This is a genomic window from Candidatus Binatus sp. (assembly GCF_030646925.1).
Classification (GTDB): domain Bacteria; phylum Desulfobacterota; class Binatia; order Binatales; family Binataceae; genus Binatus.
Genome location: NZ_JAUSKL010000035.1, coordinates 1 through 20,826, shown reverse-complemented (window position 1 = coordinate 20,826; position 20,826 = coordinate 1). Strand labels below are relative to the sequence as shown.

Annotated in this window: 20 protein-coding genes and 1 pseudogene; 11 read left to right on the top strand and 10 right to left on the bottom strand. The window is 60.6% G+C overall.

Annotation, left to right across the window (positions count from 1 at the left end; genetic code table 11):
• Both Q7S58_RS05920 and Q7S58_RS05915 read right to left on the bottom strand, forming a co-directional pair.
• Positions 1-441, bottom strand: a pseudogene (locus Q7S58_RS05920) (hypothetical protein); the annotation flags it as partial.
• Complete coding sequence (locus Q7S58_RS05915) at positions 419-886, bottom strand: hypothetical protein (protein WP_304821947.1); 468 nt, start codon at positions 884-886, stop codon at positions 419-421. The gene Q7S58_RS05915 and the pseudogene Q7S58_RS05920, both read right to left, overlap by 23 nt.
• A 204-nt stretch (positions 887-1,090) precedes the next feature.
• Here Q7S58_RS05915 and Q7S58_RS05910 point away from each other — a divergent pair, with 204 nt between their 5' ends.
• The 3 genes from Q7S58_RS05910 (at position 1,091) to Q7S58_RS05900 (ending at position 4,142) form a co-directional block, all read left to right on the top strand.
• Positions 1,091-2,332 carry an aldo/keto reductase gene (locus Q7S58_RS05910; protein ID WP_304821943.1) on the top strand — a complete coding sequence of 414 codons (1,242 nt, stop codon included), beginning with the start codon at positions 1,091-1,093 and terminating at the stop codon, positions 2,330-2,332.
• Between the two features lie 105 nt (positions 2,333-2,437).
• Positions 2,438-2,935: a DUF1269 domain-containing protein gene (locus Q7S58_RS05905; protein WP_304821940.1), complete on the top strand. Its 498-nt coding sequence runs from the start codon at positions 2,438-2,440 to the stop codon at positions 2,933-2,935.
• A gap of 106 nt (positions 2,936-3,041) precedes the next feature.
• Positions 3,042-4,142, top strand: a complete 1,101-nt coding sequence (locus Q7S58_RS05900) for a 5-methyltetrahydropteroyltriglutamate--homocysteine S-methyltransferase (protein ID WP_304821938.1) — start codon at positions 3,042-3,044, stop codon at positions 4,140-4,142.
• A 90-nt stretch (positions 4,143-4,232) separates the two neighbouring features.
• On the opposite strand, the gene Q7S58_RS05895 is transcribed toward Q7S58_RS05900, so the two are convergent.
• Positions 4,233-4,499 carry a GlsB/YeaQ/YmgE family stress response membrane protein gene (locus Q7S58_RS05895; RefSeq protein WP_370655461.1) on the bottom strand — a complete coding sequence of 89 codons (267 nt, stop codon included), beginning with the start codon at positions 4,497-4,499 and terminating at the stop codon, positions 4,233-4,235.
• A gap of 462 nt (positions 4,500-4,961) precedes the next feature.
• Between Q7S58_RS05895 and Q7S58_RS05890 the strand changes: the two genes are divergently transcribed.
• Positions 4,962-6,335, top strand: coding sequence for a sigma-54 dependent transcriptional regulator (locus Q7S58_RS05890; protein WP_304821932.1), 1,374 nt, complete (start codon positions 4,962-4,964; stop codon positions 6,333-6,335).
• 22 nt (positions 6,336-6,357) lie between these two features.
• Here the strand turns inward: Q7S58_RS05890 and Q7S58_RS05885 are convergent, their stop codons facing one another.
• The 6 genes from Q7S58_RS05885 to Q7S58_RS05860 form a co-directional block, all read right to left on the bottom strand.
• Positions 6,358-6,819 carry a hypothetical protein gene (locus Q7S58_RS05885; RefSeq protein WP_304821929.1) on the bottom strand — a complete coding sequence of 154 codons (462 nt, stop codon included), beginning with the start codon at positions 6,817-6,819 and terminating at the stop codon, positions 6,358-6,360.
• A 236-nt stretch (positions 6,820-7,055) separates the two neighbouring features.
• Positions 7,056-7,580 carry an ExeA family protein gene (locus Q7S58_RS05880; RefSeq protein WP_304821926.1) on the bottom strand — a complete coding sequence of 175 codons (525 nt, stop codon included), beginning with the start codon at positions 7,578-7,580 and terminating at the stop codon, positions 7,056-7,058.
• Between the two features lie 888 nt (positions 7,581-8,468).
• Positions 8,469-8,597 (bottom strand): hypothetical protein, encoded by a 129-nt coding sequence (locus tag Q7S58_RS05875; protein WP_304821923.1) that lies wholly within the window; start codon positions 8,595-8,597, stop codon positions 8,469-8,471.
• Between the two features lie 70 nt (positions 8,598-8,667).
• Positions 8,668-10,662, bottom strand: coding sequence for a response regulator (locus Q7S58_RS05870; RefSeq protein ID WP_304821920.1), 1,995 nt, complete (start codon positions 10,660-10,662; stop codon positions 8,668-8,670).
• Positions 10,663-10,718: 56 nt separating this feature from the next.
• Positions 10,719-12,656 carry a response regulator gene (locus Q7S58_RS05865; RefSeq protein WP_304821917.1) on the bottom strand — a complete coding sequence of 646 codons (1,938 nt, stop codon included), beginning with the start codon at positions 12,654-12,656 and terminating at the stop codon, positions 10,719-10,721.
• A gap of 528 nt (positions 12,657-13,184) precedes the next feature.
• Positions 13,185-13,730, bottom strand: coding sequence for a DUF992 domain-containing protein (locus tag Q7S58_RS05860; protein WP_304821914.1), 546 nt, complete (start codon positions 13,728-13,730; stop codon positions 13,185-13,187).
• A gap of 308 nt (positions 13,731-14,038) precedes the next feature.
• On the opposite strand from Q7S58_RS05860, the gene Q7S58_RS05855 reads away from it, so the two are divergent.
• The 4 genes from Q7S58_RS05855 to Q7S58_RS05840 all read left to right on the top strand — a co-directional run bounded on the left by Q7S58_RS05855 (position 14,039) and on the right by Q7S58_RS05840 (position 18,027).
• A complete protein-coding gene (locus tag Q7S58_RS05855) occupies positions 14,039-14,548 on the top strand; it encodes a hypothetical protein (RefSeq protein ID WP_304821911.1) in 510 nt (169 codons plus the stop codon).
• 159 nt (positions 14,549-14,707) lie between these two features.
• A complete protein-coding gene (locus tag Q7S58_RS05850) occupies positions 14,708-15,085 on the top strand; it encodes a YidH family protein (protein ID WP_304821908.1) in 378 nt (125 codons plus the stop codon).
• A 42-nt stretch (positions 15,086-15,127) separates the two neighbouring features.
• A complete protein-coding gene (locus Q7S58_RS05845) occupies positions 15,128-16,276 on the top strand; it encodes an SPFH domain-containing protein (RefSeq protein WP_304821905.1) in 1,149 nt (382 codons plus the stop codon).
• 296 nt (positions 16,277-16,572) lie between these two features.
• Positions 16,573-18,027: a carotenoid oxygenase family protein gene (locus Q7S58_RS05840; protein WP_304821902.1), complete on the top strand. Its 1,455-nt coding sequence runs from the start codon at positions 16,573-16,575 to the stop codon at positions 18,025-18,027.
• Positions 18,028-18,034: 7 nt separating this feature from the next.
• On the opposite strand, the gene Q7S58_RS05835 is transcribed toward Q7S58_RS05840, so the two are convergent.
• Positions 18,035-18,469 carry a FecR domain-containing protein gene (locus Q7S58_RS05835; protein ID WP_304821899.1) on the bottom strand — a complete coding sequence of 145 codons (435 nt, stop codon included), beginning with the start codon at positions 18,467-18,469 and terminating at the stop codon, positions 18,035-18,037.
• A 144-nt stretch (positions 18,470-18,613) separates the two neighbouring features.
• On the opposite strand from Q7S58_RS05835, the gene Q7S58_RS05830 reads away from it, so the two are divergent.
• The 3 genes from Q7S58_RS05830 to Q7S58_RS05820 form a co-directional block, all read left to right on the top strand.
• On the top strand, positions 18,614-18,865 hold the full coding sequence (locus tag Q7S58_RS05830; protein ID WP_304821896.1) for a hypothetical protein: 252 nt from the start codon (positions 18,614-18,616) through the stop codon (positions 18,863-18,865).
• 230 nt (positions 18,866-19,095) lie between these two features.
• Positions 19,096-19,671, top strand: a complete 576-nt coding sequence (locus Q7S58_RS05825) for a GNAT family N-acetyltransferase (RefSeq protein WP_304821894.1) — start codon at positions 19,096-19,098, stop codon at positions 19,669-19,671.
• Positions 19,672-19,732: 61 nt separating this feature from the next.
• Positions 19,733-20,826, top strand: a 1,094-nt coding sequence (locus Q7S58_RS05820; RefSeq protein ID WP_304821892.1) for an amidohydrolase family protein, incomplete at its 3' end; no start/stop codon positions are given.

Genomic DNA, 20,826 nt, shown 5'->3' with positions numbered 1-20,826 from the left:
GTGCCGGTATCCAGCCCGAACCTCGCCCACTCGCTGCGACCGCGCTGCTCCCAGCGCAGCCCCCAGTTCTTCATCGACGATGGTCTCGATGGTGGCCCGAATCCGCTCCCGCATCAGCGCCTCGAGCGTTGCTTTCCCTTCCCCGCCACTCCTGCTATCGCTCTCCATAGCGTCATCCTCCGGCACCCGCCGCCAAGCGGGCGCGAGTTGTGGCTCAACTCGCCGGATCATGACGCTTTTTTTCTTTTCCACCAACTTCGCGACACTACCCGCGGCAATCCGGTGCTGATAAAATAACCGGCTGACCGTATCGGTATTTTCGACGTTGGCTCTCGCGCGGAGGGGTTGGACAAGACGCCGATGCTGGGCCCCCCAGAAGCCCTGATCCGCTTCGTCGGATCCAGGGCGCACGTCCAAACTATTGTCTTTCGCCGCTTCCAAGGATCACGTAATTGGGATTCGTCTCCGAGAGTTTGATCTGATTCGATGAACCGTTGCCGCTCAGCACCAGGCTAAACGTGATGACGTTACCGATCGATGAGGCGCAAATTCCGCCGTCGGGAGTGCTGGTTACGGTTACTGAACCCGTTCCGGTTCCATCGGGGTTGATTCCGTAAGTCCCGCTAAAGCTTTCGGTGCAGACAATCGGACCGTCCTTGATCGTTTCGGTGCCGGTCAGATTGCCCTTGCCGTCGGCGATCAGTATTCCGGTCCCCGCGATCGGACCAACCGTCAAGTCCGTGCCGCTGAAGCCGACCGCGTAACTGCCTTTGAAGCTCTTATTGGAGAATCCGGAAGTGGCGAATGCACTGCCTCCTGCGCGTTCTCCGGTAAAGAGCAGAAGTAACGATGCAGCGACGACAATTCTACAAACGATGCCCCTCATAATACCCTCCGCCGGAAGTAAGTTGAAGATGTCCAGGTTGCGCGAACGAGCGGGACTATACGCTTGGACTGAATCCTTGGCAATTTCTGCCGCGCTCCGTGCGATCGCGAGCGACAGACCTTTCGCAAAGCATCGCGAAGTAGTGCAAAAATAGTCCTTGCGGATTTGGATCCAGAGCGCAGACTCAATTCGGAGGTGCGAACCATGAAGCGCACACGTTTCGAGGATCGAATCGGACGGCGCGAATTCCTGAAACGCGGAATGCTCGCGGGGGTCGGCGTATCGCTGCTGCCGATCGCGGGCGCGGCTGACGCCGCGATCGAGGCTGCTCCTCATGTCCAGCGCTATGCGACGCTCGGACGCACCGGCCTCAAGATTTCAGATATTTCGTTCGGCAGCAGCCGTCTCAATGCTGGGCAGGAAAATCTGGTGCAGCACGCGTTCGACGCGGGAATCAATTACTTTGACTCGGCCGAGAGCTACACGGACGGCGAATCGGAGACGGTGATCGGCAACGCGCTTCGCGGCAAGCGCGACAAGGTTTATCTGACTTCCAAGATTATCGCCGGCCCCGACGACAAGCGCGACGCGATGATGGCGGCGCTCGAAGGGAGTCTCAGGCGCCTGCAAACCGATCATATCGACGTGTACTTCAACCATGCGGTGAACAATCTCGAGCGGCTGAAAAATCCCGAGTGGTACGAGTTCACCGAGCAGGCGCGCAAGCAGGGGAAAATCCGCTTCACCGGGATGTCGGGTCATGCGGGCAATCTGATCGAGTGCCTGGACTACGCGATCGACCACGGGCGCGTTGACGTGATCCTCTGTGCGTACAACTTCGGCCAGGATCCGCGCTTCTACCAGCATCTGTTCCACAATTTCGATTTCGTCGCGCTGCAGCCCGATTTGCCGCGCGTGATCGCGAAGGCCAAGAGCAAAGGCGTCGGCGTCGTCACGATGAAAACCCTGATGGGCGCGCGGCTGAACGACATGCGCAAGTACGAATCGGGCGGCGCGACGTTTTCGCAGGCGGCATTTCGCTGGGTGCTCAGCAACGCCAACGTGGACGCGCTGATCGTGTCGATGACGAGCGATCACATGATCGACGAGTATCTCGGCGCGTCGGGATATCGCGCGACTGCGGCGGCCGATCTGCCGCTGCTGAATCGGTATGCGAGCCTGAACGGTGGCGGCTATTGCAAGCACGGATGCAACCAGTGCGAGTCGTCGTGCCCGTACGGAGTCGAGATTTCCGAAGTGCTGCGCACGCGAATGTATGCGCATGATTATCGCGACATGCGCCTCGCGCGCACTGAATACGCGATGCTCGCGAGCAATGCCGCGGCGTGCCTCACCTGCGATGCAAAGCCGTGCGCGGGCGCTTGCCCGCACGGTCTCGCGATCGACGCGATGCTGGCGCCGGCGCATCGGATGCTCACGAGTTAAGTGCCGAGGCGAATCGATCGAGACGCTATCTATCAGGTTCGATCAGATAGTAAGTAGAAGAGTTCGCTGCGCAATTTTCAAAATCAATCGAAAGGGAAAAATCATATGAGCGATTTAATCGTTGTTGCGTACGATGATGAACACAAGGCCGAGGAAATTCGGCTGCGGCTGGTGAAGATGCAGCAATCGTATCTGGTGGACCTGGAAGACGCGGTGGTCGCGACCAGGAATTCGAGCGGCGAAGTGAAGCTGCATCAGATTCACAATCTCACGGTGGCGGGCGCGATCAGCGGCGGGTTCTGGGGCGCGCTGATCGGGCTGATCTTCCTGAGTCCTTTCCTGGGCTTCGCACTTGGCGCGGCGGGCGGCGCCGCAGGCGGAGCGCTCAGCGACGTCGGGATCAACGACGATTTCATGAAGGAACTGGCGAGCACGCTGAAGCCGGGCACGTCGGCGCTGTTCGTGCTGGTCAGAAAAATGACGGCGGACAAGGTGCTGGAACAGCTGCAGGGAAGCGGTGGCCGCGTGCTGAAGACTTCGCTCTCGCACGACGACGAGTCGAAGCTGCAGGCGGCGCTGGATGCCGCGCGCAAGCCGGCCTGATCGCGAAAGTCATCGGCGCGATTTGCGGTGCGCATGATGCGCGATACGCCGCGGCGCCTTCGCGTCGCTACTTGAAGCGAATCGCGGCAAGTGCGAAGAAACGGCAATGAAAATCAATCCGCCGTTTCGCGCCGAGCATATCGGCAGCCTGCTCCGGCCGCGCGAGCTCAAGGACGCTTTTGGCGCGCGCAGCCGGGGCGAAATCGACGAGCTTAGGTTTCGCGAAATCCTCGAACGATGCATCGTGGATGCGATCCGGATGCAGGAGGAGGTCGGGCTCGAGACGATCACCGACGGCGAGTTTCGCCGCGTCGCGTGGTCAACCGGGTTTGTCAGCGCGCTCGAGGGGCTTGGCAGCGCGCAATCGATCTTCGAGTTCCGCGACAGCGCGGGCAATTCGCAGCGCTGGGATACGTGTTTCGCGAAGGGCCGCGTGACGAGGCCGCGCGCAATCACGCTGGAGGAATTCAGGTTCGTCCGGCAGCACACCAATCGCACGCCCAAAGTGACGATGCCGGCGCCGAGCTTTCTGCATTTTTTCCGGCTGAACGAATGCGCGGATCGAAAAGTCTATCCCGAGCTCGATCTATTCTGGTCGGACCTCGTTCGAATCTACCGCGAAGAACTGTCCGAGTTGGGCGCGGCCGGAGCATCCTACGTGCAATTCGACGAGGTGCCGCAAGCCATGCTCTGCGACGAGAACGTCCGCGCCAAAGTTCGCGAGCATGGCGAGGACCCGCAACGATTGCTCGGGCTCTATATCGACGCGATGAATGCGATCCTCGAAGCGCGCCCGCCCGGCATGACAATCGGGATGCATCTATGCCGCGGCAATCTGCGCGGGCGCTGGATGGCGCAGGGCGGCTACGAAGCGATCGCAGAGCGCCTGTTCAGCGATCTCAAGGTGGACGGTTTTTTCCTCGAATACGATTCGGCCCGCGCGGGAGATTTCTCGCCGTTGCGCTTCATGCCGAAGGACAAGTTCGTTCGTCTCGGACTGATCAGTTCGAAGACGCCCGTTCTCGAACACAAGGATGAACTGCGGCGGAGAATCGATGAGGCGGCGAAATTCGCGGCGCTCGACAGCTTGGGAATTTCACCGCAATGCGGCTTCGCGAGCACCGCGGGCGGAAATCCTCTGACCGCGGAGGATCAAAAAGCAAAGCTGCGGCTGGTCGTTCAAATCGCAAACGAAGTCTGGAAGTAAAAAAATTCCGGATCGTTTCGCTGGATGCAAGCGGCGACGGCGTCGGAGTTGAATCCAATGCCGTCGCCGGCCCGCCGTGAAGTCTCCGCGCTAGACGGTGCGCGTGCGCGGTCTGCCGAACATCGCGTGATACAGGATCAGGAACACCACGGCGCCGACGAAGGCGACCAGGATGCTCCACAGATTGAATCCGGTCACGCCGGCTGAGCCTATCGCGCGGAAGATCAGGCCACCGACAAAAGCGCCGACGATACCGAGCAGGATGTCGCGGAGCAGGCCCTCGCCGGTGCGATTCACCACTTTGCTCGCGAGGAATCCGCCGATCAGACCCACCATGATCCAGGCGATGATGCCCATGCTGGGCGGCATCTCGGGCGAGGCGGCGTCCTGAGCGAAAGCGGGGAGGGCGCTCGCCAGAAAGCAAGTCGCGTAAAATATACTAGTTCGAAGTTTCATTAGTCATTCTCCGGCGAAGTAGTGCGAAGTTAGTAATGATATTGGGCAATCTTCGGGCCATCGACTGAGTAATCGGCAAAACTCGGTGATGTGCTGTCTTCGGCGCTGTGTGTCTATTTTACGGGGCAGAAGAAGTTACAAGGTTTCCTTGTCGGGAATACAAAATCACTGGGCGACAAGGGTTTTGGATGGCATAGCGATTGCTGAACTGAAAGAAAGCGCCATCGGGCAGATAGATGGATCCTGCAAACTTTTTCTTCTCCGCCAGCGGTCATACATGTGACTTGAATCGCCCTCCAATTCGCGCCCGCAACAACTCATCAAGGCCGCGCGTCGTTCACCGAATGAGCCACGCCTTGCCCCATGGCGAATGAACTACGGATACTCGTCGCCGAAGACGACAAGACTACGCGGGAAGCCTGGCGGGAGCTGATCGGAACCTGGGGATTCAAGGTTCAAACCGTCGATGACGGCATGCAGGTCGTCGAGGCGGTGCAGAATTTCGATCCTCATATCCTGCTGCTCGATCTCAAGCTTCCCGGCAAGGACGGAATCACCGTCCTGCGCGATCTGCACGAGCTGGGACTCAGAATCGCGACGATTGTGATCTCCGGCGAAGGGGACTTCCCCGATGCGGTGCAGACGATCAAGCTCGGGGCGTACGACCACTTGCGCAAGCCGATCGATCCGGCGCATCTGTGCGTGCTGCTGAATCATCTCTCGGATCACATCAATACCGCGGAAGAGAATCAGCGGCTGCGCAGACAACTGATCGAGTGCGGCGAGCTCGGGCCAATCGTGGGGCAATCGCTCGCGATCCGCCGGGTGATGCGCACGATCGAGGAAGTCGCGCCGAGTTCAGCGTCGGTGCTGATCGTCGGCGAAAGCGGCACCGGCAAGGAATTGGTGGCGCGCACGATCCATGAACTTTCGTCGCGCCGCAACGGTCCGTATGTAGCGGTGAACTGCGCGGCGCTGCCCGAGACGTTGATGGAGAGCGAGTTGCTTGGGCACGAGCGCGGGGCGTTTACCGGCGCGGAGCGGCGGCGCGAGGGATGCTTCGAGATGGCGAATCGCGGCACGCTGCTGCTCGACGAAATCACCGAGATGCGAGTCGAGCTGCAGGCGAAGCTGCTGCGCGTGATCGAGGATCAGAAACTCAGGCGGCTCGGCGGCACGGTCGAGATCGCGCTGGACGTGCGGCTGCTTGCGGCGTCGAATCGGAATCTGGCGGAAGCAACGCGGCTCGGCCGGCTGCGCGAGGATCTCTACTATCGGCTGAACGTGTTCACGATCGAGCTGCCGCCGCTGCGCGATCGACTCGAGGACATTTCGGCGCTGGTCGAGATATTCATCCGGCAGTTCGCCGCGGCCAACGGCAAGAGCGTTACCGGCGTCGATAATGAAAGCCTGGAAATCCTGCGCGGGCATCGATGGCCCGGCAACGTCCGCCAACTGCGCAACGTGATCGAACGCGCGACGATCGTTGCGCGCGGTCCGCTGATCACGGCGGCGGATTTGCCGGCCGACGTGCGGCGGGTGAATCGCAAAGGGCCGCACTTCGAACTCAGGATCGGCGACTCGCTCGACGATCTCGAGCGCGAGTTCATCTTCAGGACGCTTGAGTTCACCGACGGCAACAAAGTGCGGGCGGCCGAAATTCTCGGCATCAGTTTAAAGACGCTGTACAACCGGCTCGGAAAATACCTCGGGAAGGAACGTGCTGAATCGGCTTGAAGAACTCGACAATCGCTTTCGGCTACGCGCGCAAGGCGTCTGCGCTCGCGGTGAAGCTCAGCAATTGAGCGGATTCGCGGCGGCAGCGGCGGGACGCTAGGCGGCCGGCATTTCCTGCGCGATGTTTTCGAGCGACATCGGACGCAGCGACTTTTCCCCGGCGAAATTGAGAATCCGGTCGAAGAACGAGGGGCCTATCGCTTCGCGCGTCGGACGGAAGCGTCGCCTGCGGATCGGGATCGAACGACTCGACCTTCGCGGGCGAATCCTTCTCGTAGGGGAAGATCATGACCGGCTGCCAGTTTGTCCGCACCGATCCGTCGCGGCCGCCGGCGTAATCAACGGCGGCGAGAGCGGCAATCAGGGCCAGGCGAGTTCCCGGAGCGGAGAGCCGCGAAATCAGCGACAGGTTGGAGTTTTCGAGATCCGCGCTGAGATCGCAAACCACGACGCCGGCGCCAATTTCGATCGCGAACGCCACCATCTGCGCCTGCTCTTCGAGCGACGCGTCGGGCAGCGCGATTGCGACTTCGAGGGCCGGATAGCTGCGCCGCAGAAGGTCAAGATGCCGCGGATCGCCGAATACAGGCCGCAGCGGCGGCGGCATGAACTCGTCCGCCCGCGGCGTCATCCGTTTCATTGTTTCGCTGTACTTGCCCACCGGTTAACTCCTGTTCCGCTATCTCGGCTCTGTCGAGCGCACCAACGAACTAATCGCAATCAACCCGAAGATAAAGAACCCAAACGCCCGGTTTGAACTTTTTCGGGCCGCGGATTCTCGCTCGGCGCGATGTCTACGACGTCTTCCAGCAGAATCGGAGCATCCTTGCTCGCGGTCTGCACGGCAAGCTTGGCCGTCAAGTAGATGCTCTCGAAGTCCTTGATCACCTCGTCGGCCATGCGCGACTCGACTTTCTTCGCACCTTCCGAGTACGCAACCAGCAACGCATTGCGGCAGAGCACGTTGAGGCGTCGCGGAATTCCCGCGCTCGCAGCGACGATCCGCAGCAACGCGTCGTGCTCGAAGATCCGATTGATTTTTCCGTTGCGAGCCGCCAGCCGGCATTCGACGTACTCGATACTCTCGGCCGGGCTGAGCGCGACCAGCGTCGCCTTCGCGCTGATTCGTTCGCGGATCTGGCGGAGGTTTGGCGCCGCGAGCCGATCGAGTAGTTCCGGCTGTCCCATCAGCACAAACTGAAGCCCGCTCAAGTACGAATCGGCGCAATTCGCAAGCAGCCGCACATCCTCGAGCGATTCGTCGCGCGTCCGCGATTCGATTCGGAAAAAAAGACAGGAATTTTTTCCCCGATTACATACTTTTCCGATCGAATCGGGCAACCGCTCGTTGTTAGGGGCGAGTAAAAAAATCGCGGGAATATGAAGAAGAATCCGTATCGTGCGACTAAGGAATCGACTTTGACACTTTGGCACAAAATCTGCTGATGCTGGCAGGACTCTAAAATGCGCTCGCAGCTATGGCCCCAACCAGCGTCGCCAAAAAACTTACTGGAGACCGAAGCCCATGGTACACATGCTCGTCAATGAACTCGGTGGCGAGCGCGAATGGCAACTGTCGATGGTATCGAAGGTCAGCCTTTGCGCATGGGATCCTTCGGGAACCCGATGGGATCGACACGGTGACTGCGATTGCATCGCGCGCAACCACAGCCTGTGGCGTTCGCGCGAGGGTGCCTTGGCTCACGAGACGAGGATCGCCGGAACAGAAACTTTCCTTCAGGAGAGGAACGAAAACCCGCACGCGAGAAGATTCTAGCTCAGGACTTTTGCTCCCGCGGGCGCGGCTGACCATGCTCCCCGCCGCGACGACCGGCCAGTTCCCGCGCCCGCTCGGAGCGTTTATTCCCTAAGGAACAGCTCCTGAACCTCGTTAAACGCACGAAATCGACTTCCTACGATCGTCTGAATCATACTCTCCGTTAGCCGAACCAGGATTTTGCGGGATTCGCCGCCGTGCGCTCGCGCCGTATCGCGATCGCTTGCACCTTCATCCTTCGCGTCGCATAAAGAAAAGCCCCGCCAGCTTTCGCTGACGAGGCTTCTGCGGATTGAGCGGTCGAGTCGCGCGCCGACCCTCGATCGAGCGCGCCTCATGCGATGAGGCAGGGAGTTCTACAGGACGTGCGATACGACGTACCACAGCACGAGCACCGAGACTGGTACGCCTAGCAGCCAGGCTATTCCATAACGCATCATGCGATTCTCCTTGTTTGCATCTTCGTAGTAGAGCGGATGCTTCATCGACCATACTTGAGCAAGTGATGTGCCGTTTTTTGCGCACAGAGACTCGCGGCGGCGAAGGAAGGACAAGTTAGTTCGCGTGCGAGTTTAAGAGATTGCGGATGTGTGCGACGATCTCGTCGGCGTCGAATGGCTTCACAATCACCGATTGAAAGCCGGCCTTGTGCGCGCGTTCACGATCGGCCTCGCTGCCGTAGCCGGTGAGCGCCGATGCGAGCACCTTGCCGCCGCGTTCCGCGGGCCGCCGCCGGATCTTTTCCATCAGCGTGTAACCGTCCTTGATCGGCATCCCGATATCGCTCAGCACCAGGTCCGGAACCGAGGCATCCATCGCCGCGATCGCTTCGTCGGCGGAGCCGGCGGTAATCACCTGCATCCCGTGGAGCTCGAGCAACTCGGCGAGCAGCGTTCGCGAATCGGTCTCATCGTCGACGACCAGTACCTTGCGGCCTTCCAATGATTGCTCAGCGGGATCGACGTTGCGGTTCGAAGCCGCAGTTCCAGTCACGCTCGGTATCTCCGGCAAAGGCAGCGTGACGATGAAGCGCGCACCGCGCCCGTCGCCGTCGCTTTCGGCGCGCACCTGGCCGCAATGAAGCTCCACCAGTTGCCGCACGATCGCGAGCCCGAGTCCGAGGCCCGATTGCGAGCGCGTCGTGGAGCTGTCGCCCTGCCGAAATGGTTCGAACACGAACGGCAGAAATTCCGGCTCGATGCCGCGCCCGGTATCGCTCACTTCGATCGATAGTTCATTGCGCATCCGCGTGACTGAGATTCGGACGCGGCCGCCGCGTGGAGTAAACTTGATTGCGTTCGATAGCAAGTTCCAGATTACTTGTTGTAATCGATCCGGATCGGCATTGACTATATCGTCGATTGCTTCGTTCTGAACTTCGAGCAATATATTTTTCGCGTCGGCGGTCGGGCGTATCGCGGACACGGCCGCCTCGACGATCGACCCAATCGACACCGACTTGAAGCTGAGGGCGACCTTGCCGCGCACGATCCGCGACAGATCGAGCATGTCATCGACCAGCGCGGTCTGCAGGCGCGCGTTGCGCTCGATCGTTTCGATCGCCTTGGCGCGGCGAGGCTCGTCGAGGTTGCCCGAGCGCAGCAGATGCGACCAGCCCATGATCGCATTCAGCGGATTGCGCAATTCGTGCGATACCGTCGCGAGAAACTCGTCCTTGACGCGGCCGAGCGTTGCGGCGCGCTCGAGCGCTCTTTGCTCGCGATCGATGTCAGTCGCGGTGGTGATCCATCCGACGAGCTCGTCGGTTTCGCTGAAATCCGGTTCCCCGCGCCATAGATGCCACAAATACTCGCCGTCGGCGCGCCGCAGGCGTACCTTCAGCTCGAATGGCCGCCGCTGCTCGCGCGCTTCACGCCATTCAGCCATCGCCGCTTCGCGTTCATCGGGATGCACTATTCGTTCGAACATGTCGGGTCCGGTGACGACGGCCGCATAGTCAATTCCGCGCTGATTGCAATAGTAAATTGCGCCGTTCGAACGCGCGACCCATACGCATTGCGGCATCGCATCGGTGAGCGCGCGAAATCTCAGTTCGTTGCGGCGCTGGAATCGCTCGATCTCGCGTTTATGCAGCAGCGCGGCCTGATGCCGAATAGTCTGTTCCTTCAGATATAGATCGACGAATACCGACACTTTGGAGCGCAGGATGTCGGGGTCGAACGGCTTCTGCAGAAAATCGACCGCGCCCCGCGTGTATGCGTCGCGGGTTTCGCCACCCTCAACGCCGGCCGCAGTGAGGAAGATGATCGGGATGCGCGCCGCCGAGCCGCGAATCCGCGCGATACGCTCGACCGTCTTGAGCCCGTCCATCTCCGGCATCCGCACGTCCATCAGGATCAATGCGAACTCTTCCTTCTCGACCAGCTCGAGCGCCTGGCGGCCCGATTGCGCCTTGACCAGGCCCACGCCAAGCGGGCTCAGGATCGCCTCGAGCGCGAGCAGGTTCGCCGCCCGATCATCAACCAGCAGAACCTTCGCCTGCGAGTTATCCGGCGCCAGGGTATCCGGAATGCCGCTGGGAGTTTCCATTTGGGACTTTCGAACCTGCATAGTTTACTACCGCTTCATCCGCCGCCGCCGAATAGTTACGCGTTGAGCGACACCTGCTGCTGACCGGTCCAGACCCTGAGCAGTTCGATCAACTGATTCTCGTCCACCGGCTTGGCGAGGTAGTCGGACGCGCCCGCTTCGAGGCATCGCTCGCGATCCTCTTTTAATGCCTTCGCCGTGACCGCGATCACCGGCAGCCAGCGCTTTTTCGGATCCTTGCGGATGATCTTGATGGTCTCGTAGCCGTCGAGTTCCGGCATCATGATGTCCATCAGCACGACATCGATATCCGGATTGCGTTCGATGATCTCGATGCCGTCGAGGCCGTTGTCGGCGTGCAGCACCTGCATCCGATGGCCTTCGAGCAGCGTCTTGATCGCAAAGATGTTGCGGAGATCATCGTCCACGATGAGCACCTTCTTGCCCGTCATCGATTCCGGCATCTCCGGGTTCTCCACGAAATCCTGCAAGCGTCCGATTTGCGGCTGTGCGACCGGGCCCGCAAGCCGCGCCGGGCTGAGCGTTTCCGAAGCGCGGAGACGCGTAGCTCTCGCCGCGGCGTCGGCTAGCTGATAGCGCACCGGCGAGTAGAGCGTGAAGGTGCTGCCGCTCTGCGGCGTGCTTTCGACCTGGATTTCCCCGCCCAGCACACGCGCAATTTCGCGGCTGATCGAGAGTCCAAGCCCGGTGCCGCCGTACTTGCGGCTGGTGCTGCCGTCGGCCTGCTGGAATGCCTCGAAGATCAGTTTCTGCTTGTTCTTCGGAATTCCGATCCCGCTATCGATCACCGAGAACGCGATTACCTCTTCCGCATTATGCAGCAGGTCATTCTCGAACCGGGTATCGGGATTGGCGGATTCGACCCGCAGCTTGACCGAACCCTGTTCGGTGAACTTGAACGCGTTGGCGAGCAGGTTTTTCAGAATTTGTTCGAGCCGCTGTGGATCGGTTTTAAGCGTCTTCGGAATTCCAGTGGCGATCTCGGTCGAAAAGACCAGGCCCTTTTCCTCGGCCAGGGTCTCGAAGTTCCGCCTGAGCGACTCGGTCAGATCGGAAACCATGATCTCGCCGATTTCGAGCTGCATCTTGCCCGCTTCCACCTTGGACAGGTCGAGCACTTCGTTGATCAGCTTCAGCAAGTCGCCGCCGGAGCTGTAGATCGTGCTCGCATATTCGAGCTGCTTCGGGGTGAGATTGGCATCCTTGTTGTCGCTCAACACCTTGGCCAGCACCAGCAGACTGTTAAGCGGCGTGCGCAACTCGTGCGACATGTTGGCGAGGAATTCGGACTGGTCGGAGATAGCTCTGACCTGGGCAGTCAGGTTACCGGCGAGCTGATTGACGTTGTCGCTGAGGTCCTTCCAGACGCCCGACACGCCTTTGACGTCGGCCTGGCCGCCGAGTTTCCCTTCGGTGCCGACTTCCTTCGCGACGCGGGTGACTTCGTCGGCGAACGAACTCAACTGATCGATCATCGCATTGACGGTCATGCCGATTCGGAGGAACTCGCCCTTGACCGGCTGGCCATCGATTTGCAGCGCCATCTTCTGTGAGAGGTCGCCTTGGGCGACGGCGCTGATAACGCGGACTACTTCGGTGGTCGGCTGCGCGAGGCCGCCGATCAGCAGGTTGATCGAATCGATAATCGAGGACCAGCCGCCGGTCGCACCCTTGATAGACGCGCGCTCGGTCATCAATCCCTCGCGAGTGACCGTGCGCTCGACGCGCGTGATCTCGGTGGCGAGCGCTTCGTTGCGCTCGACGACCTCATTGAATTTTCTGGCGATTTCCACCATGACGCCGCGACGCTTGCCCTTTTTGACCGGCAATCGCACCGAGAAGTCGCCGCCGCCGGCTGAGGTCAGAGCCTCGAGGAGTTCGCCCAGTTCTTGGCTCTCGTTCAGATGCGCAGCGCCGTTTTTCGAGGGACTTGACTCGGCCTTGCCAGCGGAGGAGGTTCGCTTCAATTCCATTTTGGCGACTCCTTTTCAAGACCTGCGGAAATGCAGGGCTTTCCCATGGATGTTGCGGCTTTTCTTAAACTGGTTTGAGGCGAAAGAATTCACGGTCAAGGTACACCTGACCCCCACTTCCGCGAAGGAAGGGCTAGGAGAATGAAGCAGAATTCAAGCCACTTGGGGCTTTAACGGATTTTGGAGCATTTTCGTGGTGTTGTGTTGAGCGTAACCAATTTTTAACTTACGCAACCGCGTATCGAGTAAAAATTGCAGATCACCGGCTGGTTCAGGAGCGAAAAATCGTCAAAAATTCCCTAAAAATCGGCATAACTCTCGGTTGGAGACGATCTGGGCAGATTTTTCCGGATACGATGCTTTTTCCCGGCTTCATGGTGCCCGCAAGCCGCTTCCCGGAAAAAGTAGAGGCGGGAGACAGCTCCCGCCCCTGATATACACAGCTTTGCCTTCGAGGCTCGCGATGCTACGTCGCGCCCCCCCAAGCATCGTCACGGCCCGCGATCCCGAAGACCGCGGCCCGGATCGTCACGGAGTGCTCTTGGCCGGCTTCTCTTTGTTGAACACCAGGGTCATCTCGGCGACGCCCGCCGCTACGTTCAATCCGTTCTGTCCTTCGATCGATACCGGCTGCAGCGCTACCGAGCTATTGAAGCCGCCGACCAGCACGTTCGCGCCAGCGCCAACTCCGACTGCTGCGCTCGCCGTCGCGCCGCCGTAATGGCCTGCCAACGCGCCCTGGCCGAGATTCGTGGTCGGGGCCATGACCGCCCACAGGATCACGCCCGACGACAGATAGCCGATGTCAGCGCCGAACTTGGTGATCGAGCCGGTGTAGTATTCGGTGTATCCCGGCTGCATCGCATACGAGCAATTGAGTTTGCGCGACGAGCCGAAAATAAAACCCCATCCCGCCGACACATGACAGGTCAAGTAGCCTGCGCGAACCGCAGCGCCACCGCTCGCGGCCGCTGCTGGCGGCGGGGCCGGCTGAGCCTGCACCGAGGGCGCAATCGCCGCGAATGCGAGCGCCAGGCTAACTCCCACAATCATCCCACGTACTTTCGAATTCATGCTCTCCTCCGTTTCTGGTGAGGTTCCGCGACTGGCACCTCAAATACTCCGCGAATATTAATTCGTCGCCGCTCGACCTATGAAGGTACTTTCATAGCTTCTCCGCGAAAGGCAAATCAAGTGCTCAGAGCCGCGAATGGAAAAATAAAACGCGCCTAACACGCTAAATGCCTCCTAGGTAACCTTGAGTTTGCCTAACTCACGTTGATGCTACTCAGCGCATCCGGAATTGGCGCCTCGCTTGACTCTTATCCCGCGATCATGGAGCATCCTGCGAACTTTACCCTTGGAATTTTTCGGAGAACGAAATGACATTTATGAATCGTCTCGGCGGATTCGCGGCCGCCACGGTACTCGCATGCGCGATCGGATTCAGCACCTCGGCACTTGCGCAGCCGGGCGCCACCACTCAGCGCCAACTCGATATGGCGGCGGCACGCGCGAGCCGCAAAGCGACCGTCGGCGCGAACATGAATCTGACGCCGGCCGAGGCGACCGCATTTTGGCCGATCTATGATACCTACGAAGGCAAGATGGACAAGATCGAAGATCGCCATATCGCGGAGCTCAAGGCGTTCGCGAAGAACTACACCAATCTCAGCGAGGCGGATGCCGCCAAAAAACTCGACGAAGTGATCGATATCACGCAGTCGCGCCTGGACGTGCAAAAAGAATTTGTGCCGAAGTTCCGCGCCGTGCTTCCGCAGGTGAAAGTCACGCGCTTCTTCCAGATCGATAACAAGATTCGCGCGCTGATTCAGTGCAGCCTCGCGCAAATCGTTCCGCTGGCCGCGGCGCCCGGCGAATTGGCGCCGTAGCAGTAACAGTCCTCCGTCCGAAGAACTTCGCGCGCTTGCGGAAGCATCACACCTTTCGCAGGCGCGCGATCGCGTCCGGAATCAGCCTGCCCGTCGCCTCGCGATTTGCCGCGAACTTGGCGGCTTGAACAATCGGGCTCAACCGCGCAGGCTGGCCTGATGGCGGAAATCGAGCGAGACCCGCGGGTTTACTTTGCCGCCGAGCGCACCTTTCTCGCCTGGATTCGCACCGGCCTGGCCCTGATGGGCTTCGGCTTCGTGGTCGCCCGCTTCGGTCTTTTCCTCCGCCAGATGGCGTTGATCAGCCACGATGCCGCGATCAAGTCCTACGGTTTCTCGCTCTGGGCGGGAACCGGGCTGGTGTTGGTCGGCGTGATCGTCAATGCGTCGGCGGCGCTGCGTCATATCCAGTTGGTGAACAGTTTCAAGCGCGGTGATTCATTCGTCGGCAGACCGTCATACGTGGCGGTCGCGGTGGCCTCGATGCTGGTGCTGGCGGGAATCGCGATGGTGATATTTCTCATCGCGGTGGAATAGGTACAAAGGACTGGCTGACGTACCGAGAAAGGAAACGGGGACATGGAAGGAATCAAGCTCGAAAGGGACGTTCAATTCAGCGTGTGGCAGGGCCTCAAACTCGCGGCCTTGATAGTGGTCTGCATCTACCTGACGACGGTCGGCGCCGACCTCATCAGTCGGCAGAGCGGCACCGCCGTGATGCTGGGCGCGTCGATCCTGCTGGGCACGCTTGCCGTAGGACTCGTGCTGATGGTGCGAATCGGACTCAACGTGGCGCGCTACTTCAAGTTCATCGCGGTGCTGCTCGCGATCGCCTGCATCCAGGGATGCATCGGATGCACCAAAGTGCCGCCCGGCTACGAGGGCATCCGGATCAAGATGTACGGCAAGTTTCGCGGCGTGCAGGATTTGCCGATCGTGACGGGCCGCGTCTGGTATAACCCGTGGACCGAGGAGATCGAGGTCTTCCCGACTTTTCTGCAGACTTACACCTGGAACGCGACCGAGCATCGCGACGAGAGCATCACGTTCACCTCGCTCGAAGGTTCGGTCGTGAACGCCGATGTATCTGTCGCGTTCACGTATCAGGCGGACAAGGTGCCGTCGATCTATCTGGCGTTTCGCCAGGATCCCGACGTGATCGCCGAAACCTATGTCCGGGCGCGCGTTCGCGATGCTTTCGTGCACGAGGGCCCGCGGCTCAAAATCATGGACATCGTCGGCGCCAGGAACGGCGATCTGACGGCGGCGGTGAAAAAACGCCTCGACGGAGAACTGATCGAGAAGGGTATCCTGCTCGACTACGTATCGATCGGCGGGCGGCCGCGCATCCCGCCCGAGATCGCCGAGTCGATCACGCGCGCGATTCAGCAGACGCAGGACGCAATCACGGCGCAGAACAAGGTCGCGCAGATCGAAGCGGAGGCGCGGCAGCGCGTCGCCGAGGCGGACGGTATCGCGAAAGCCAAAATCGCGACGGCGCAGGGCGAGGCCACCGCCGCAATCGAAGCCGCGAGGGGCGATGCGCAATCGACGCTGCTCAAGGCCGACGCGCAGGCGAAGGCGAACACGCAACTCGCGATCAGTATTACGCCCAAGCTCAATCAGTACCGCGCGATCCAGACCTGGGACGGCAAGCTCCCGCAATACATGACGGGGCAGGCGCCGATTCCATTTTTGAATATGAGCCCCGAAAAGGAGAAGGATTGATCGTGGTTTGGCAAGTCAGCTTGCGTCCTTGCGGCTGAGTGTTTTTCTCTTCCGTGTCATTTCGCACCGTCCTTGTCATTCTGACGCGAACGCTGCCTCATTCCGTCATCTTGAGCGCAGGCTGCCGGGGTCGCCCAATGCCTCGCCCGCTTCGTTACGGGAGACAGAAAAGAGCGATGACGGAGGTGTAAGCAGCATTCCAACATTGGATGTGCTTGCGAGCGCCAACTTTGTCGGACCGCGGGCGAGCGTGATAGCTTGAATTCGACGATCAGGCGCCGAGGTGCGGAGTCATCATGGTGAAAATCGAGCGCGAAATTCCGATTCAGATCGATCCCGGCGAGAATCCGTTTCTGCGCGGCGTGTTCGCTCCGATCGCGACTGAAATCACCGCCAGCGATCTGACCGTAATCGGCGAGATTCCCAAAGACCTCGACGGCGCATATCTCCGCAACGGCCCGAATCCCGTCCATCGGCCGCGCGGCCGCTACCATTGGTTCGACGGCGACGGGATGGTCCACGGGATCGAGTTCCACGACGGCAAGGCGACTTATCGCAACCGCTGGATTCAGACCGAAGGTTTCGCCGCCGAGCAGCAGGCCCATCGATCGATCTGGCCCGGCCTGATGGATCGTCCCGATCCCGCGGTTCCGCGCGGCGCCGGCTCCGACGGATGGCTCAAGGACACCGCCAACACTGACATCGTTTTTCACAACGGCTACGCGCTCGCGCTGTGGTATCAATGCGGCCTGCCGTACAAGCTCGATCCGCGCACGCTCGAGACGCTCGGCGTCGAGCGCTTCGGCGGCAAGCTCGCGCGCGCGGTCTCGGCGCACGCCAAGGTCGATCCAGTGAGCGGTGAGCTGCTGTTCTTCGACTACGCGACCAAGCCGCCGTACATGACCTACAACGTCGTGTCGCGCACCGGCGAACTACGACATCACGTCGATATCGATCTGCCCGGCTCGCGGCTGCCGCATGACATGGCCTTCACCGAAAATTACTCGCTGCTGATGGATCTGCCGCTCTTCTGGGATCCGCAATTGCTCGAGCGCAACGTCCACAAGGTCACGTACTATCCCGAGTTGCCGAGCCGCTTCGGAATCATCCCGCGCTACGGCCTCAACGCCGACGTGAAATGGTTCGAGGCGTCGCCCTGCTACATCTACCACGTCGTGAATTCGTGGGAGGAGGGCGACGAATTCGTGATGGACGCGTGCCGCGTAATCCAGGGCGAGCCCAATGCGAAGCGCGGCGAAGGTGAACTAGCGCGGATGCGCGCGTTTCTCAGGCTCGAGGCGCAACTCTGGCGATGGCGGTTCAATCTCGCGACCGGCGCAGTCAAGGAAGAGCAACTCGACGACGCGAAAACCGAATGGCCGACGATCAATCGCCACAAGATGGGCCGCAAATCGCGCTACGCCTACAACTCACGCGTGCCACATTATGAAGGATTGGTGAAATACGACACGGTGCGCGGGACTTCGGAGAGCTACCTGTTCGGCGAGGGGCGCACTTCAAATGAGGCGCCGTTCGCGCCGCGAGTCGGCGCCCAGGACGATACAAACGACGAGGACGATGGCTACGTCGTGACCTTCGTCGCCGATGCGAACGCGCAGCACCGCGGCGAAGTGATCATTATCGACGCGAAAAATTTCGCGGCGGGTCCGATCGCGCGCGTGCAGATTCCGCAGCGCGTGCCGACCGGCTTCCACTCGATTTGGATTCCCGGCGAGCAGATGCGCGCGTGAAGCCGCATCAATGCTCGGCAGCCGGCGCGACCGCGCGGACGTCGGGCGTGTCGATTTCGATCGTGTGCGTCGCGCCCGTTGTTTTGTCGGGCACGTTGGTGTGAAGCTTGCCGCGCAGCAGGGTGACGCGGCTCGGCGCCGGCTTGCCATCGACCGCGCTGCTGTCGTCGATCGAGATGGCCGTGGCGCCCGCGAGCGAGAGCGAAGTGCCGTCGGGAAATCCGAGCGTCAGGCTCCCGTCGGGCGAGGTACTGAGTTGATCGTGCACCCGTATCGGCATCCCGCTCGTCGCGTTGAGAGTCGCGCCACCGCGCCCGATCTTCGCGTCGCCACTGACGCTGACGATGCTGCCGATCTCGTCGCTCGCGGCTGCGCTCATCGCCCAAATTGAAATGACGATCGCGGCGACAATGAGGACGGAGAGTAAACGTATCTTGTGCATCGTGAAGTCCCTCGGCAGTTCGATTCGGCGGCTGAGTCGCAATCCAGCAATCCCAGATGCGCCGACGGCATTCAAGTTGCCGTGTCGCGGGCGAACCAAAGCGCAGGCGGCCGTGACATCAAGATGATAGTCGAACGGGCAACGATGCGAGCGGCGATTGTTCTATGCGCGATCTTTTGCGCGTCGGGATGCGTCACGACGACGGAGGTGACGGGCGGGAATCCTCCGCCGTATGCGTCAAGCACCTCTGATTCGTCGGAGCCGTCGAGCGCACCGAAGCCGCCGCCCGGCGCCGAATCGCAGCGCGGATCGGAAGGCGTGCTCTCCACCAGCGCCGACGCGCTCGGGAGCGTGATCAGGTTTCCGTTCCGCGTGATCGGCTCGGCCTTCAAGTGAGATTCCGCGTGAGAGCCGTCGTCGCTCGTCAGGATCGCGGGCCGCTCTTTGCTTTACCTCGCCCGCTTAGTTGGGGGAGAAGAAGCCGACTGTCGCGAACGCGATGAGGCAGGTGAGGGTGCAGGATCGTCTGGCAGCGACGAAGATCAAGGATCCCGTGTCCGGAGTTGCGCGATGCCGGCCGCATCGATGATGCTCGACTGCGCGTCGAATCGTCGCTGAGAACAACCTTGATCATCCCGCGATTCAGACAGCTTGAAACTCCGCGCCTGATTCTGCGGCGGTTTCGCCAGAGCGATCTCGAAGCGCTGATGGCGTATCGAAACGATCCGGACGTGGCGCGCTACCAGGCGTGGGTTTCGTTTTCGCGCAAAGAGGCCGAGGATTTCATCGCACGCCAGAGCCGCGCGCGGCCGGGGATTCCGGGGCGATGGTTCCAGTTTGCGGCGGAGATCAAGGACAGCGGCGTGCTGGCCGGCGATTGCGCGCTGTTGGTGATCAGGGCGGCGCGCGGAATCGCCGAGATCGGCTACACCTTTTCACGCGCATACCAGGGCGCCGGTCTCGCGACCGAGGCGGCTCGCACGGTAATCGACTACGGCTTCGATTCGCTTGGACTGAATCGCGTTATCGCGACGACGGATTGCCGCAATATCCGATCGATCGCGCTGATGAAGCGCCTCGGGATGCGCCAGGAAGGCCACTTCATCCAGAACAGGTGGTTCAAGGGCAGTTGGTGCGATGAATACCAATATGCGGTGCTACGCGAGGAATGGATCGCCGCGCGCGCCTCGCGGCGTCCTTGACAATTGCCTCGCGCGGGTCGTTGATTCGACTTATGTGCGTCAGCCGGAGGATGCAATCGCTATGAGCCGAATAATCGATGCCGACGGACATATCGTCGAGCCGCGCGCGCTTTGGGAAGAATACGTCGAGCCGGAGTTTCGCGATCGCATGATCCAGATTCGGCGCAATCAGGCGGGCAGCGACGAGCTTTGGATCAACGGCGAGAATCGGAGCAGGCCGTCGTTGCCGGTCGCCGCTTCGATGATGCCGGGCGGACTTTCCGATCTCGAACGCGCGCGCAAAATCAAGTGGGACGACCTGCCGGCCGGCGGTTCCGATCCGCACGCGCGGATCAAGGTGATGGACGAGGAAGGGATCGACGTCGCGGTGCTGTATCCGTCGATCTACCTGCTGTACGGCGACTTGACCGATCCGAAACTCGCGGCGGCCGCCTGCCGCGCCTACAACAACTGGCTCGCGGATTTCTGCAAGCCGTATTCGAAGCGGCTATACGGCGTCGCGCCGATGCCGATGCAGGACGTCGATGAAGCGGTGCGCGAGATGCGCCGCGCGGTCGGGGATCTGAACTTCAAGGCGGTGTTCGTCAGGCCCAATCCGTTCAACGGCCGCCGCCTGAACGACCCCGCCTACGATCCGTTCTGGCGCGAGGCCGAAAATCTCAACATCCCGGTCGCGGTGCATAGCAGCTTCGGCACGAAGATGCCGACGATGGGCTCAGATCGCTATCACGACCCGTTCTTCTTCCACATGGTGTGTCATCCGTTCGAACAGCAGGCCGCCTGCATGGACGTGATCTGCGGCGGGGTGCTGGCGCGCTTTCCGAAACTGACGATCGGATTTCTCGAGTCGGGAATCGGATGGCTCGGCTACTGGCTCGATCGGATGGACGGGCATTACGAAAAGATGGGCAGCTACGTGCCGTGGCTCAAGAAGAAACCGAGCGAGTATTTCGCCGAGCGATGCTACATCTCGATGGAACCGGATGAGCGCACGCTGAAGGCGATGATCGATCTTGGCTTCGAGCGCAACGTGCTGTGGGGCTCCGACTATCCGCATTTCGACTGCATCTATCCGGGCGTGGTCGGCGAGGTGAAGCGGGCGCTCGGCGTGCTCACGGAAAGCGCGCGCGAAAATATCCTGCATCACAACGCGCT